The sequence below is a fragment of the Stenotrophomonas sp. YJH_SMC_29 genome (assembly GCF_059371235.1).
This window is the reverse complement of record NZ_JCAFUK010000001.1, coordinates 406,978-421,430: the sequence shown is the minus strand read 5'-3', so window position 1 is coordinate 421,430 and position 14,453 is coordinate 406,978. Positions and strand designations below refer to the sequence as shown.

At 66.6% G+C, this 14,453-nt stretch carries 14 protein-coding genes; 6 read left to right on the top strand and 8 right to left on the bottom strand.

Annotated elements, in window-relative coordinates; all coding sequences use genetic code 11:
- Positions 1-142: 142 nt before the first annotated feature.
- Positions 143-2,932 (bottom strand): TonB-dependent receptor plug domain-containing protein, encoded by a 2,790-nt coding sequence (locus AC5P9I_RS02065; RefSeq protein WP_049470610.1) that lies wholly within the window; start codon positions 2,930-2,932, stop codon positions 143-145.
- Positions 2,933-3,146: 214 nt separating this feature from the next.
- On the opposite strand from AC5P9I_RS02065, the gene apbC reads away from it, so the two are divergent.
- Positions 3,147-4,001: an iron-sulfur cluster carrier protein ApbC gene (gene apbC, locus AC5P9I_RS02060; RefSeq protein WP_049470685.1), complete on the top strand. Its 855-nt coding sequence runs from the start codon at positions 3,147-3,149 to the stop codon at positions 3,999-4,001.
- Between the two features lie 78 nt (positions 4,002-4,079).
- Positions 4,080-4,652, top strand: a complete 573-nt coding sequence (dcd, locus tag AC5P9I_RS02055) for a dCTP deaminase (RefSeq protein ID WP_014037995.1) — start codon at positions 4,080-4,082, stop codon at positions 4,650-4,652.
- A gap of 68 nt (positions 4,653-4,720) precedes the next feature.
- Here dcd and AC5P9I_RS02050 read toward each other — a convergent pair whose 3' ends face one another.
- From AC5P9I_RS02050 to AC5P9I_RS02040, 3 genes are read right to left on the bottom strand one after another with little or no spacing between them, the layout of a single operon-like run.
- Positions 4,721-4,888: a LiaI-LiaF-like domain-containing protein gene (locus tag AC5P9I_RS02050; protein WP_005418011.1), complete on the bottom strand. Its 168-nt coding sequence runs from the start codon at positions 4,886-4,888 to the stop codon at positions 4,721-4,723.
- 15 nt (positions 4,889-4,903) lie between these two features.
- On the bottom strand, positions 4,904-5,326 hold the full coding sequence (locus AC5P9I_RS02045; RefSeq protein WP_014037994.1) for an HIT domain-containing protein: 423 nt from the start codon (positions 5,324-5,326) through the stop codon (positions 4,904-4,906).
- Positions 5,323-5,994, bottom strand: a complete 672-nt coding sequence (locus AC5P9I_RS02040) for a dienelactone hydrolase family protein (RefSeq protein WP_130767860.1) — start codon at positions 5,992-5,994, stop codon at positions 5,323-5,325. Before AC5P9I_RS02040 ends, AC5P9I_RS02045 begins: the two co-directional genes overlap by 4 nt.
- 204 nt (positions 5,995-6,198) lie before the next feature.
- Here AC5P9I_RS02040 and rimO point away from each other — a divergent pair, with 204 nt between their 5' ends.
- A complete protein-coding gene (rimO, locus tag AC5P9I_RS02035; RefSeq protein ID WP_049470615.1) occupies positions 6,199-7,560 on the top strand; it encodes a 30S ribosomal protein S12 methylthiotransferase RimO in 1,362 nt (453 codons plus the stop codon).
- Positions 7,557-8,393 carry a DUF3025 domain-containing protein gene (locus AC5P9I_RS02030; protein WP_049470616.1) on the top strand — a complete coding sequence of 279 codons (837 nt, stop codon included), beginning with the start codon at positions 7,557-7,559 and terminating at the stop codon, positions 8,391-8,393. The genes rimO and AC5P9I_RS02030 overlap by 4 nt, the downstream gene beginning before the upstream one ends.
- A 157-nt stretch (positions 8,394-8,550) precedes the next feature.
- Here the strand turns inward: AC5P9I_RS02030 and greB are convergent, their stop codons facing one another.
- Both greB and AC5P9I_RS02020 read right to left on the bottom strand, forming a co-directional pair.
- Positions 8,551-9,057, bottom strand: a complete 507-nt coding sequence (gene greB / locus AC5P9I_RS02025) for a transcription elongation factor GreB (RefSeq protein ID WP_049470619.1) — start codon at positions 9,055-9,057, stop codon at positions 8,551-8,553.
- Positions 9,058-9,145: 88 nt separating this feature from the next.
- Positions 9,146-10,651 carry a helicase HerA-like domain-containing protein gene (locus AC5P9I_RS02020; RefSeq protein ID WP_235644521.1) on the bottom strand — a complete coding sequence of 502 codons (1,506 nt, stop codon included), beginning with the start codon at positions 10,649-10,651 and terminating at the stop codon, positions 9,146-9,148.
- Between the two features lie 122 nt (positions 10,652-10,773).
- On the opposite strand from AC5P9I_RS02020, the gene AC5P9I_RS02015 reads away from it, so the two are divergent.
- Both AC5P9I_RS02015 and AC5P9I_RS02010 read left to right on the top strand, forming a co-directional pair.
- Positions 10,774-12,384, top strand: coding sequence for a transglycosylase SLT domain-containing protein (locus AC5P9I_RS02015; RefSeq protein WP_235644518.1), 1,611 nt, complete (start codon positions 10,774-10,776; stop codon positions 12,382-12,384).
- A gap of 23 nt (positions 12,385-12,407) precedes the next feature.
- Positions 12,408-12,755, top strand: coding sequence for a ribonuclease E inhibitor RraB (locus AC5P9I_RS02010; RefSeq protein ID WP_049470627.1), 348 nt, complete (start codon positions 12,408-12,410; stop codon positions 12,753-12,755).
- A 91-nt stretch (positions 12,756-12,846) separates the two neighbouring features.
- Here AC5P9I_RS02010 and asd read toward each other — a convergent pair whose 3' ends face one another.
- Positions 12,847-13,689 carry an archaetidylserine decarboxylase gene (gene asd, locus AC5P9I_RS02005; RefSeq protein ID WP_049470630.1) on the bottom strand — a complete coding sequence of 281 codons (843 nt, stop codon included), beginning with the start codon at positions 13,687-13,689 and terminating at the stop codon, positions 12,847-12,849.
- A complete protein-coding gene (locus tag AC5P9I_RS02000; RefSeq protein WP_049470633.1) occupies positions 13,686-14,336 on the bottom strand; it encodes an SCO family protein in 651 nt (216 codons plus the stop codon). Before AC5P9I_RS02000 ends, asd begins: the two co-directional genes overlap by 4 nt.
- Positions 14,337-14,453 lie beyond the last annotated feature (117 nt).

Here is a 14,453-nt window from a genome sequence, read left to right as displayed (position 1 = left end):
TCCGTGAGGTGCATTAGCCATGCATTCAGGCTGGAGTGGTCGGCGACGGGCGGTGCTCCGCTGCATCGCGCGCGACCGGCCAAAAAAAAGGCCCCGCCGAAGCGGGGCCTGGTCCAGACACGCAGTCCGGAATACGACGGGATCAGAAGTCGTACTTGACCTGGGCCGAGATCTGACGGCCGTAGACGCTGTAGAAGCCGTCGTTGAACGGGGTCGATTCGTTGCCCGGGTAGTTGTAGCGCTGGCCTTCCGGCAGCTTGTTGAACACGTTGTTGACCATCAGCGACAGGGTCAGATCGTCCTGCGCCTGGTAGTTCAGGCTCATGTTGTAGGTGGTGTACGAGCCCCACTTGCCGGCCTTGGCGCCGGAGGCGTGGACGTAGTCATAGCTGCGGCCGGTGTAGGCCAGGTAGTTCGGGGTGCTGCCGACGTAGTTGGCGTACACGGTGGTGGTGAACTTGGAGATGGCCCAGCCCACCGACACATCGCCGCGCACCTTGGCGAAGTTGTCGTAGTACCACATGTTGTACGGATCGCTCAGCAGATCCAGCTTCTGCGCGCCCGGCAGCGGCACCACTTCACGCTTCAGCATGTTGGTGTAGTTGCCCGAGAACATCAGCGAACCGAAGCGGCCCAGGTCCTGCTGGTACTTGGCACCGACGGTCACCGCTTCCAGGTTCTGGCTGGCCACGTTGAGCTTCGGGGTGTACACGCGGGTCAGGTTGCCACCGGCGTCGCGGGACACCCAGTCGGTCACGTTCTGGCAGCTGGCCGAGGTGTTGTTCGGCAGGCCGTTGCGGCACTGGTACTCGGCCAGCAGCAGCTGGTCGGTGCTCAGCGTCTTGACCTCGTTCTTGATCTTCCAGTTGTAGTAGTCGACCGACAGCGAGAAGTTGCTCACCGGGGCCCACACCACGCCCGCGCTCCACACGTCGGCGGTGATCGGCTTCAGGTCCGGGTTGCCGGATTTTTCGCTGTACACCGAGGTGGTCTTGTAGAACGAGCAGGCTTCGTCACGCAGCGCATAACCCATCTGGCTGCAGCGGTAGTAGTCGTTCTGACCGGAGGCGAACGAGCCGCTCATGCCCTGGAAGGCATCGGACAGGGTCGGCGCGCGGAACGCGGTGCCGTACTTGCCGCGCAGCAGCAGGCTTTCAACCGGGCGGTATTCCAGGCCGATGCTGTAGGTGGCCTTGTCGACGGTCTTGTCGGCGATCTTGAAGGCGTCGTAGCGGCCCGAGGCGCTGATGGTCAGCGATTCGAACACCGGCATGCGCAGTTCGCTGGTCACCGCGTAATTGCTGCGGTGGCCGGCACCGGCCACGGCGGTGGCGCCCCAGGCGTTGCCATCGACGAAGGCCTGGTCGGGCGAGTAGTCCCAACCTTCGCTGCCGCCTTCCAGCACCACGGCCAGGCCGGCGTCGCCGCCCGGCAGGGAGAACAGCGAACCGTTGGTCACCTGCACGCGACCCAGGTTCTGCCAGGTCTTGCTGCGATGGGTGCCATAGCCGGTGAAGCTGGCGAACTGGTCCGGGGTGATCGGCGAGTAGAACGCGGTGTAGTCCGGGTTGTAGATGCCGAAGCCATCAGCGGTGGTGCCCAGGCGCGGGCCCAGCACGGTGTCGCCGAAGAAGCCTTCGATCTTGTCCTTCCAGCGTGCGAAGCGGTTCTGGTCCAGGCGGTATTCGCCGCGGGTGAAGCTGGCGCTGTAGTCCCAATCGCCGACCATGCCCTTGCCGCCCAGGGTGACCTGGTAGGAACGGCTCTCATCGGAGTTCAGGATGTTGTTGTAGTGGCCCGGGCCGATTTCTTCCGGCGCGAAGGCGCGCTGCAGGTTCACGACCTTGCCCAGGCCCTGGTCGTAGAAGCCGCCCATCACCGACTTGGTGCCCCACCACAGGGCGCTGGAGCCGGAGGTGAACTCGGTCTTCTCCTTGCTGTACAGCACATCGGCGAACAGCTGGAAGTTGTCGTTCACGTCGAAGGTCATCGACGAGTAGAACTGGCCGCTGTTCTTGCCGTTCTTCAGGGTCTTGTAGCCGGCGCTGTACACCGAGCCGCACGATTCGCCCGATGCACGCTTGCCGACGGTGGTGGTGCCGTCGTACAGGCCTGCGACGTTGCCGCAGCGGGTCGGGTCCATCATGTACAGCTTGTTGTCGGCGTTGCCGATGACGGCAAAGTCGTTCGACGGCAGCTGCGCGGTGTAGCCGACCGGGTTGTTCTGCTTGGTGATGTCACGCTGGTAGCCCCAGATCGGGCTGCCGTTTTCGATCTGCACGTTGACCAGCGCGTGGAAGCGGTCGTCGAATGCGTTGAAGCCCTTGGCGGCGCTGAAGCGGATGTTGCTGCCACCACCTTCGGTGTAGGTGCCGCCACGGATCGACATCGTGCCGCCGTCCATGCGTTCCTTCAGGATGATGTTGACCACGCCGGCGATCGCGTCCGAGCCATACAGCGACGACTGGCCGCCCGGCAGGACTTCGATGCGCTCGACGATGTCGATCGGAATGCCGCTGATGTTGTTGAACGACTCGCTGCCGTTGTACAGCGCCGGATACGAAAGCATCGGGCGGCCGTTGATCAGGTACTTGGTGTAGCCCGGGTTCAGGCCGAACATGCCGGCCGCCTCGGCGCCCTGGGTGAACGCACCCGAGGTCTGGCCGCCCTGCAGGCCGCCCGTGGTCAGCGACGACTGCTGCAGCACTTCAGCAACACTGCTGAAGCCGCGGGTCTGGATGTCTTCGGCGGTGATGGACATCACCGGGGTCTGGGTTTCGATCTGGGTCTGCGGGATCAGCGAACCGGTGACGGTGATCTTGTCCAGGTTGGTCGCCTTGTCCTGGGCCATTGCCGGGGCGGCGGCCATCAGAGCGGAAATCAGGGCGACGGCGAGCGTGTTGCGACGTGCGGTATTGCTGACGTGTTTCATGAAGTTCCAATGGAGAGCAAAAACAAAAACGGCACTGCGCATGCGCCATCGCGCGGGCCGGAACAGCGGGCTCCGCAGCTCAAAAACAGTGCTCATCGAACGTAACATGAACTTAACAATCTGTGCACGAATCCGTCGCAATCCTGAATTTCAGTCAGGTTGCGTCCAGCTTGTATGATGTTGGGTTATCCCCTTGACCCTGCCGGTGCTCGTTGTGAACAGTTCCCCCCGCCGTCCCCATGCCAGCCAGGTCCAGAAGGGACTTACGCCGCATGCCCGCATCCGCAACGTCATCGCGGTCGGTTCGGGCAAGGGCGGCGTCGGCAAGTCCACCACCGCGGTGAACCTGGCCGTGGCGCTGCAGCAGCTTGGCGCGCGCGTGGGCGTGCTCGACGCAGACATCTACGGCCCCAGCGTGCCGGCCATGCTGGGCCTGTCCGGTCGCCCGGAAAGCCCGGACAACAAGAGCATCGAGCCGCTGCGCGCGTTCGGCGTGGACACCATGTCGATCGGCTACCTGATCGAAGAGGACACGCCGATGATCTGGCGTGGGCCAATGGCCACCTCGGCGATGACCCAGCTGTTCAATGACACCCTGTGGGATGACCTGGATTTCCTGCTGATCGACCTGCCGCCGGGCACCGGTGACATCCAGCTGACCCTGACCCAGAAGATTCCGCTGGCCGGTGCGGTGATCGTCACCACGCCGCAGGACATCGCCACGCTGGACGCCAGGAAGGCGCTGAAGATGTTCGAGAAGGTCGAGGTGCCGGTGCTGGGCATCGTCGAGAACATGGCCGTGCACACCTGCAGCAACTGCGGGCACATCGAGCACCTGTTCGGCGAAGGCGGTGGCGAGCGCATGGCCGCGCAGTACGGCGTGCCGCTGCTGGGGTCGCTGCCGCTGCAGATCGGCATCCGCGAACAGGGCGACGCAGGCACCCCGATCACCGTCGCCCAGCCGGATTCGGCGCCGGCCCAGGCCTATCGCCACGCCGCGCAGCGCTTGATCGAGGAGGTTGGCAAGCGTCCGCGGGCCTCGATCCCGATCCTGTCGTCGTTGCTGTAAGCGCCGGGGCAGGGGCCGCCGGCCGAGGCCAGGCCCCTGCTAGAATCCTCGCGCCCCCTCGTACCCCCAGGACAAAGCATGAGCATCAAGAGTGACCGTTGGATCCGCCGCATGTCCGAGCAGCACGGCATGATCGAGCCGTTCGAGGCCGGGCAGGTCAAGCAGGCCAACGGCCAGCGCATCGTCAGCTATGGCACGTCCAGCTATGGCTACGACGTGCGCTGCTCGCGCGAGTTCAAGGTGTTCACCAACATCAACTCGACGATTGTCGACCCCAAGCATTTCGACTCGGGCAGCTTCGTCGACATCACCGCCGACGAGTGCATCATCCCGCCGAACAGCTTCGCGCTGGCGCGCACGGTGGAGTACTTCCGCATCCCGCGCGACACCCTGGTGGTGTGCCTGGGCAAAAGCACCTACGCGCGCTGCGGCATCATCGTCAACGTGACCCCGCTGGAACCGGAATGGGAAGGCCACGTCACCCTGGAATTCAGCAACACCACGCCGCTGCCGGCGCGCATCTATGCCAATGAAGGCGTGGCGCAGATGCTGTTCTTCCAGGCGGCCGCCGATGACGTCTGCGAGACCTCGTACCGCGATCGTGGCGGCAAGTACCAGGGCCAGACCGGCGTGACCCTGCCGCGGACCTGATCGGTTATGGAGCCGAGCCATGCTCGGCTTCCTGGCAGGGCAGAGGGCGGCGCTTGCGCCGCCTTTGCTTATTTGCCGCGACCGAACAGCATCGCGATGCCGACGCCCACCAGTGCCACCGGCCACCAGGTCAGCAGCAGCTTGGACAGGTTCAGGTGCGTCCAGCCGAGGTTGCTGGCGAGCATGAACAGGCCGATCAGGATCAGCAGGACGGCGGCAACGAGGTTGAATCGCATCGGGTCGGCAAACGCTCAGGACTGGGCCGGATATCCTAGCCGTTCCTTCCAGTAGGCGACATGCTGGTCCAGCGCCGCCGGCTCGTAGCGATGCGCCGGGCCGCTGCCCCAGACCGGGCCCGGCCACGCCGGATCGCCGTCATGGCGGCCGATCACATGGAAGTGCAGCTGGCGCACGATGTTGCCCAGCGCCCCGATGTTGATCTTCTCCACGCCGTCGGAGCCTTTCAGGGCCTTGCAGGCGCGGTTGAGCTCGGTGCGCAGCTTGTCCTGCTGCTCGCCATCCAGCTCGATCCACTCGGTCACCCCGGCCAGGCGCGGTACCAGCACCAGCCAGGGGAATCGTTCGTCGTTCATCAGCCGCACTTGCGACAACGGTCCTTCCGCCACCAGTACGCTATCGGTGGCCAGGCGTGAATCGAGTTCGAATTCGCTCATCCAAGATGCTCCGAGAAGAAGTCCAGGGTGCGTTGCAGCGCCAGGGCGGCGCTGTCTGGATCATACGCATGTCCGACCTCCCGGTTGAAGGCGTGGTCGGCCGGATAGACGTAGGTGGCCATCTGCGGCAGTTTCTCACGGTGGGCCTGGACCGCTTCCGGCGGGATGCTGCGGTCCTGCGCACCAAAGTGGAAGATCACCGGGGCCTTGGGCGCTTCGTCGAGGAACTGCACGTTGCGCCCACCGTAATAGCTGACCGACGGCAACCCCAGGCGAAGTGCCGACAGCAACGCCACCGTGCCGCCCCAGCAGTAGCCGACCGTGCCGACCTTGCCATGAGGGGCCAGCCGGGTTGCGGCGGCCCGGACCACTTCCAGCGCCCGCTCCATGCCCAGTGCGCTGACCCGCTCCAGGCCCTGCTTCACGCCCTCGGCGTCGTAGGGCAGGGCGTCCGGATCGGCGTCGGTGCCGTCCAGCAGGTCGAAGAACGCAGGCGCCAGCACCGCATAGCCTTCGGCCGCGAAGCGCTCGGCCACGCTGCGGATGTGCGGATTGGCGCCGAAGATTTCCTGCACCACCACCAAGCCGCCACGCGCGGTGCCGTCCGGCAGGGCCTGCCAGGCCCGTACCGGGCCGTGATGCGTATCCAGGGTGATCCACTCGGCCATCGTCATCTTCCTCGTTGCTGGGAACAGAGCTGCATTGTCGGTGCTGTGCCGGTTAGCACGATGTAAGCGGCTGTGCGTGATCGGGCGGCTGGCCGTTCAGAGCATGGCCGCCAACCCCGGTATACTGGCGCCCTTTCAGGCCCCGGCCCCCAGGAACCCCTGCCACGCCGGCAGGGGCCCAGGCCCCCAGAGTCCCGCGATTCCATGTCCCAGCTGAACCCCAAAGTCGGCTTCGTCAGCCTTGGCTGCCCGAAGGCCCTCGTCGATTCCGAGCGCATCCTCACCCAGCTGCGCTCGGAAGGTTACGACATCGTCCCGTCCTACGACTCGGCCGACGTGGTGGTGGTCAACACCTGCGGCTTCATCGATTCGGCGGTGACCGAGTCGCTGGATGCCATTGGCGAGGCGATGAACCAGAACGGCAAGGTCATCGTCACCGGTTGCCTGGGCAAGCGCCCGGAGCAGATCCGCGAGGCGTACCCGAACGTGCTGGCGGTGTCCGGTCCGCAGGATTACCAGAGCGTGATGGAGGCGGTGCATGAAGCACTGCCGCCCAAGCACGACCCGTTCGTGGACCTGGTGCCCGACTACGGCATCAAGCTGACCCCGCGCCATTACGCCTACCTGAAAATTTCCGAAGGCTGCAACCACACGTGCAGCTTCTGCATCATTCCGTCGATGCGCGGCAAGCTGGTCTCGCGCCCGGTGGATGAGGTCCTGCGTGAAGCCGAGCGCCTGGTGCGTGGCGGGGTGCGCGAGCTGCTGGTGGTGTCGCAGGACACCTCGGCCTACGGCGTGGACGTGAAGTACGCCGAGAAGATGTGGCGCAACAAGGCCTACCAGACCCGCCTGAAGGCGCTGTGCGAAGGCCTGTCCGAACTCGATGCATGGGTGCGCATGCACTACGTCTACCCGTACCCGCACGTGGACGAGATCGTGCCGCTGATGGCCGAGAACCGGATCCTGCCGTACCTGGACATCCCGTTCCAGCATGCCAGCCCGCGCATCCTGCGCCTGATGAAGCGCCCCGGCGCGGTCGAGAAGACCCTGGAGCGCGTGCAGAACTGGCGCCGTATCGCGCCGGACATCACCGTGCGTTCGACCTTCATCGTCGGCTTCCCGGGCGAGACCGAGGCCGAGTTCGAAGAACTGCTGTCGTTCCTCGACGCAGCGCAGCTGGATCGCGTCGGCGCGTTCGCCTATTCGCCGGTCGAGGGGGCCACCGCCAACGATCTGCCCGATGCGGTGCCGGAGGAAGTGAAGCAGGAGCGTCTGGCCCGCTTCATGGAGAAGCAGGCGCAGATCTCCGCCGCACGCCTGGAGGCCAGGATCGGCACCGTGCAGCAGTGCCTGGTCGACGCCATTGAAGGCGATATCGCCGTGGCCCGTTCCAGGGCCGATGCGCCGGAGATCGATGGCCTGGTGCACATCCAGAACGCCGACCAGGTGCCGCTGCGCGTGGGCGAGTTCGTCGACGTGGAAATCACCGAGAGCGACGAGCACGACCTGTACGGTGACGCGCTGCCCGCCGCTACCCGCCCGGCATTCGACCTCAAGGTGCTGTGACCCTCGCGCCGACCGCCACCGGTGACGGCGGCGGTTCACGGCGCTTCGTCCCGCCGCCACGTGCGGCGGTGGCTGCACGGCGTTTCGAGCATCCGCTGTTCGCCGGCTTGCAGGGCTTCCGTGACCTGCTGGACGCCACTGCATGGCCATCCGTCGCGGCGCTGGATGCACGCCTGGCCGTGCCGGGCAAGCGCCTGGTCGAACAGGATGCCGCGCTGCTGGCCGATGGGCTGCACTACGAAACCCGCATCGCGCGGGGGCGCATCGCCACCCGCGCCGACAACTGGCACGACCTGTTCAATGCGCTGGTGTGGGCTGCCTACCCGCAGCTGAAACGTGCGCTCAACGTGCAGCAGTGCCGGCATATCGAGGCCATGCCACCCGGCCTGCGCAACCGTGCGCAGGCCGCCCTGACCCAGTTCGACGAGACCGGCGTGATCGTGCGTGTGCGCGATGGCACGATGCTGCGCGCATGGGATGGGCATGACTGGCCTGCAGTGTTGGAGCCGACGCGCTGGCACAGCGGCGACATCGCCATCGTGGCGGTGTTCGGGCATGCGCTGATGGAGCAGGCACTGCTGCCGGGGCGGTTGCTGGTGGGCAAGTGCGTGGTGGTGCAAAGCGATGCCGATGCGGCCTGTGTTGACGCGGTGACCGCGGCCATCGCCGAGGGCCGGGCAGTGACCGATCCCCTGCAGCTGCGTCCGCTGCCGTTGGCTGGAATCCCGGGTTGGCACGACGTGCAGGATTCCGCCTTCTATCGCAATGCCGACTACTTCCGCCCGCTGCGTGCGGGGCGCACGTACCCGCCACCATTGCACGGGGCCATGTAGAGTCGACTGTCAGTCGACTGCGCTTCGTTCCGAGGCCGTGGACGCCTGACAGATGGCTCCGGCGAGTCATCAGCGGCGATGAGGATCGCGGTGCGTTTGCCGTCCGGCTGCGGAGGTTTGTGCCGCGCTTCGCGCGCTAGTCGACCGACAGTCGACTCTACAACGGCGCGTACTCGACCCCGATCACCGCAAAGGTGAACTGGCCGCCGGGCAGCTCCACCGAGAACTCATCGTCCAGCCGCTTCTTCAGCAGTGCCCTGGCCAGGGGCGAATCGATGCTGATCCAGCCCAGGCCGGCATCGGTTTCATCCGGCCCGACGATGCGGTAGCGGCTGGTATCGCCGCTGTCCACGTTCTCCAGTTCCACCCACGCACCGAAGAACACCGCCTGTGGATCGGTTGGCGTGGTATCGACCACGCGCAGCGATTCCAGCCGCTTGGTCAGGTAGCGAACCCGGCGGTCGATCTCGCCCAGCTGTTTCTTGCGGTAGGTGTATTCGGCGTTCTCGGAACGGTCGCCTTCTGCGGCGGCGGCGGCCAGTGCCTTCACCACCTCCGGACGGCGCACGCGCCACAGCTCGTCCAGTTCGGCCTTCAGCCGCGCATGCCCGGAGGCGGTGATCAGGGCCGTGCTTTTTTCTGCGGGGGGACGCCAACGCGACATGCAATACGGCTTCTTTTCTGGATGACGAACGGGAAGCGGGGTCAGATCCCTTTCCAGCGGAAAGGGCTCTGACCCCGGCCGTGGCAGATCAGCGCTTGCCGCCGAAGATGCCGCCGAGGATGCCGCGCACGATCTGGTTGCCCAGCTTGGTACCGACGGTGCGCGTGGTCTGTTTGGCGATGGTTTCGATCATGCCCTGGCGGCGCTTGGTGCCGAAGATCGCGTCCTTGATCGCCTGGCCGAACCCGCCTTCCTGTGCGTCGTCCTGCTCGCGGCTGCGCGCGGCCGGCGCCTGTGCCTTCTCGACGCTCTTCTGCGCGCGCTGGGCCAGCAGCTCGGCGGCCGATTCGCGGTTGACCGCGGTGTCGTAGCGGCTGCCGACCGGGCTGCCGGCACGCACCTGGGCGCGCTCGGCCTCGGTGATCGGGCCCATCCTGCAGCGCGGCGGCGCGATCAGGGTCTGCTGCACCGGCATCGGGATGCCCTTGTCCTGCAGCGTGGAGACCAGTGCCTCACCGGTGCCGAGCTGGCTCAGCACCTTGGCCACGTCCAGCTTCGGGTTCGGCACGAACGTCTCGGCCGCGGTCTTCACCGCCTTCTGGTCACGCGGGGTGAACGCACGCAGCGCGTGCTGCACGCGGTTGCCGAGCTGGCCAAGGATGTTGCCCGGGACGTCGTCGGGGAACTGCGAGCAGAAGTACACGCCCACGCCCTTGGAACGGATCAGCCGCACCACCTGCTCGATGCGCTGCACCAGCGACGGCGGTGCATCATCGAACAGCAGGTGCGCCTCATCGAAGATGAAGACCAGCTTCGGCTTGTCCAGGTCGCCTACTTCCGGCAGCTGCTCGAACAGCTCCGACAGCAGCCACAGCAGGAAGGTGGAGTACAGCTTGGGCTTGAGTACCAGCTGGTCGGCGGCAAGGATGCCGATCACGCCGCGGCCGTCGTGGTTGACCCGCATGATGTCGGCCAGCTCCAGCGCCGGTTCGCCGAAGAAATTCTCGCCACCGTCCTGCGCCAGGCGCAGCACCGAACGCTGGATCGCGGCGATCGACTGCGCGCTGACCAGGCCGTACTCGGTGGAGATGTCCTTGCGCTCCTCGGCGACCAGGCCGAGCAGGGCGCGCAGGTCGTCCATGTCCAGCAGCAGCAGGCCGCGGTCGTCGGCCAGCTTGAACACGATATCGAGCACGCCGGCCTGGGTGTCGTTCAATTCGAGGATGCGCGCCAGCAGGGTCGGGCCCATCTCGCTGACCGTGGTGCGCACCGGATGGCCGAGCTTGCCGTACAGGTCCCAGAAGATGGCGGGGCTGGCGGCTGGCGCGTAGTCGGCCACGCCGATCTCGGCGGCACGCTGCAGCAGGTTCTCGGCGCCGCTGCCGGGCACCGCCAGGCCGGACACATCACCCTTCACATCGGCCAGGAACACCGGCACGCCCAGTCGCGAAAACCCCTCGGCCAGCGTCATCAGGGTCACCGTCTTGCCGGTGCCGGTGGCGCCGGCCACCAGGCCGTGGCGGTTGCCGAGTTTCGGCAGCAGGGTGACGGCAATATCGTCGGTAATGCCTTTGCCGAGCAGAATCGGATCCATGGTCCAGCCCTTGTGATGAATAGCCCAATGTTAACCGCCGGCAGTGACGGTCCGAAGGTCGGCTTGCCCGGACCTTGGCGGCGCCGCTACTCTGCCTGCCTGTTTCGCACACAGTGCCATCAATGCCCGTTCCTGTCCTGATTTCCCGCGGTTGGCCGCTGCTGGCCCTGGCCGGCCTGGTTTCCCTGGCGCCCGACGCCCACGCACAGCGGGTTTCGGCCCGGGACAAGGTGAAGGTGGATGCGCTGCAGCAGCGCATGACCGCCGCCGAGAAGCGCTACAGCGACGCCCTGCTGCTGGTCTCCAACGCCGATCCCAAGGGCAGCAACGAGGCCGATGCCGCGCTGGAGGACATGGAAGATGTCCTCAACGACTGCGTGAAGCAGAAGGGCTGCCAGATGGGCACCCTGCTGGCCAGCTACAAGCGCCTGCTCAAGCACGACGCCGATGCGGCCGCCAGCGATGAGGTGGCCGACGAGGGCGGTGACCGCCTGGAAGCCGACCCCGACCACATCGGCCCGCTCACCGCGGACGTGCCCGAGGCCGCGCGCGCTGCCGCGCTGCTGAACGACAAGCGGCACGCCTTCGACAGCATGGTCGAATACAACCCGGCGGTGCAGGCCGGCATCCGCCGCTGGCTGACCGACATGCGCCCGGCGCTGCTGACCAGCTACGAGAACTACCAGAACCTGCGTGCGGTGATGTGGCCGGAGTGGGAAAAGCGTGGCCTGCCCGAAGCACTGCTGTTCGGCATCATCGCCAAGGAATCCAACGGCCGCGTGCATGCGTCCTCGCGCGCCGGCGCCGCCGGCCTGATGCAGTTCATGCCGGCCACCGGCCGCCGCTTCGGCCTCGGCCCGGACGGCACCGGGTTCGACACCCGCTTCGATGCACGCAGTGCCGCCGAAGCCAGCGCCAGCTACCTCAACGAACGCCTGCGCGAACTGAACAACAACGTGGAAATGTCGGTGGCCGCCTACAACGGTGGTGAAGGCCGTGCCGCACGCGTGTTCAAGCAGAGCGCCGGCCAGAGCTTCTGGACCGACAGCGTCTACAACCAGTTCCCGGGCGAAACCAAGGACTATGTGCCGATGGTGATTGCCGCGGCCTGGATCTTCCTGCACCCGCAGCAGTATGGCGTGGAGTTCCCGAAGATCAGCGCGCAGCCGGCCACGCTGCGCCTGGCCAAGTCCACCACCATCTACGAACTGACCATCTGCCTGGGCAGCCACGGCACCCGCGACGGCTACATGCGCGCGCTGCGCAACCTCAACCCGCGCTATGAAGCCGATGGCTGGATCCCGGCCGGCACCCTGATCAACGCCACCACCCGCATCGCTGGCCTGTACCAGCGCAACTGCATCAGTGGCCCGCGTGCCGACCTGGCCCGCACCCTGATCACCGCCGATCTGAATGCTGCGATCAAGCGCCCGACCGCGGCCAGCTACACCGGCAGCGTAGCGGTGGGCGGCGTGGTGCCGGTGGCCGATGCGGCGGCCTCTACCAGCGTGCCGACCGCGCCGGTGGCGCCGGTGTCGACGCCACGCCCGGCACCGGCTGCGCGGCCAAAGCCGGTGCGCAGCCATAAGGTGGGCCGCGGTGAAACCCTGGGTGCCATCGCGGCGAAGTTCCAGTGCGACGTGCCGACGCTGGCCCGCGCCAACGGCCTGAAGGCCCCGGCCTACAGCCTGCGCCATGGCCAGACGCTGAAGCTGCAGGGCTGCGACAAGTAATCCCCCCGACCCCTGGAACCCACATGGATCTCGAAGACACCCGCAACCTGTTCGCCAACCTCCGCGAAAACACCGACTGGGACGTCAACGGCCCGTTGCTGTGGGGGTACTTCTTCGTGCACTCCACCGCTGAGCCGTTGCAGGCACTGGCCGGGCACCTGCAGGCGCAGGGCTACACCTTCGTGGAACTGTTCGAGCAGGAGCCGGAAGAGGGTGACGCGCCGTTCCACGTGCTGCACGTGGAGCGCGTGGAGATCCACGACGAAGCGTCGCTGGATCGCCGCAACCAGGAATTCGCAGCGCTGGCCAAGGAAAAGGGCGTGGAAGACTACGACGGCATGGACGTCGGCCCGGCCCCGGCCCTGCAGTAACGCGCGCACCGGTAGTGCCGGCCGCTGGCCGGCAATGCCCGCCGCGTTGGATCAACGGAGATGCCGGCCAGTGGCCGGCACTCCCGAAGCCTCAGCGCAGCTTCGCCAGCGCCTGGCCCAGCTGCACCGGGCTTTCGGCGTCCAGGTGCGGGGCGAACTCGGCCACGCCCGGCGGCAGCAGCACGATCACGGTCGAGCCGTAGTTGAAGCGCGCCATCTCGGCGAAACGCTCCAGCCTGATGCCCTGGCCGCGGTAGTCCTTGCGGGTGATGCGATCGCCGTAGTGCGGAATCTCCTCGCCGCTCCAGACGGTTTCCACGCCGGACACCAGCAGCGCACCCACCATCACACTGGCCATCGGCCCGAAGCTGGTGTCGAAATGGCAGACCAGGCGCTCGTTGCGTGCGAACAGGCGAGGCACGCCGTTGACCGCCGCCGGGCCGACGCTGAACAGGCGCCCCGGCACGTGCACGGTCTCGCGCAGGGTGCCGGTCCACGGCATGTGCACCCGGTGGTAGTCACGCGGGGACAGGTACACGGTGGCGTACAGGCCATCGTTGTAAGGCTTGGCATCCTCGGCGCTGCCCAGCAGTTCGGCGGCAGTAAACGACTGGCCCTTGGCCTGGAAGATGCGGCCGGCCTCGATCCTGCCGAGCTGGCTGATCCTGCCGTCGGCCGGCATCACCAGGCTGCGCGGATCGGCGTCGGCCACGCGGGCGCCCGGCTTCAACGCGCGGGTGAAGAACTGGTTGAAGGTCGCATAGCTGCGCGGGTCCGGGTTGGCCGCTTCGTCCAGGTTCACGTTGAACTTGCGGGTGACCGTGTCGATCAGCCAGCGCGACACGCGCGGATCGTCCGAGTACGCCAGCGAACGCGCCATCGAAGACAGCAGGCGGTGGGGCAGGGCGTACGTCAGGGCGGTGGTGAGGCTCATGGGGCGGTTTTCTCGGTCAGCTTCTGCAGGTCGCGGGCGATCGCCGGCGCGTTGAACGGGGGGCGTACCAGGCCGGCAAGGCGGCCCTGCGGGTCGAGCACGGCCAGGCTGGCCGAATGCTCGACGGTGTAATCCTCGGGGTTCTCGTCGAAATGCTTGCCCGGCACCTTCTGGAACACGAAGCCCAGCGAGGTGGCGAAGCGCTCCAGCGAGGGGATGTCAGCAGTGGCGGCCAGGGTGTCCTTGTGGAAGCCGTGCACGTATTCGCCGAGGCGGGTGGCGCTGTCGCGGTCCGGGTCGACCGAGATGAACAGCACGCGCGGGCGCAGGCTGTCGGGCAGGGCTTCCCACTGGTTCTGCGCGCCGGCCAGCTCGGCCAGCGTGGTCGGGCAGACGTCGGGGCAGAAGGTGAAGCCGAGGAACACCAGGGTCCAGTGGCCCTTCAGCTCGCCCGGGATCAGGCGGGTGCCGTCGGACTGGGCCAGGTTGAAGTCGGGCAGCGCACGCGGCGTGGGGTACAGGGTGATGGCTTCGGTGGCCGGGGCGTTGGCCGGCGGCTTCGGCGCGAACACCTGTTGGGCGGCCAGCAGGCCCAGCCCCGCCGCCAGGGCGATCAGCAGGATGATGCCGGCGTTGCGATTGAACATGGGAGCTCCCGCGCGAAATGGGCTCCATCATACCGGGTGAGGCCGGATCGTTTCCGCCGCAACGGATGCCGCCGCCGGCGCCAGCCCCTATAATCGGGGGCCACTTTGCCCGCAGTA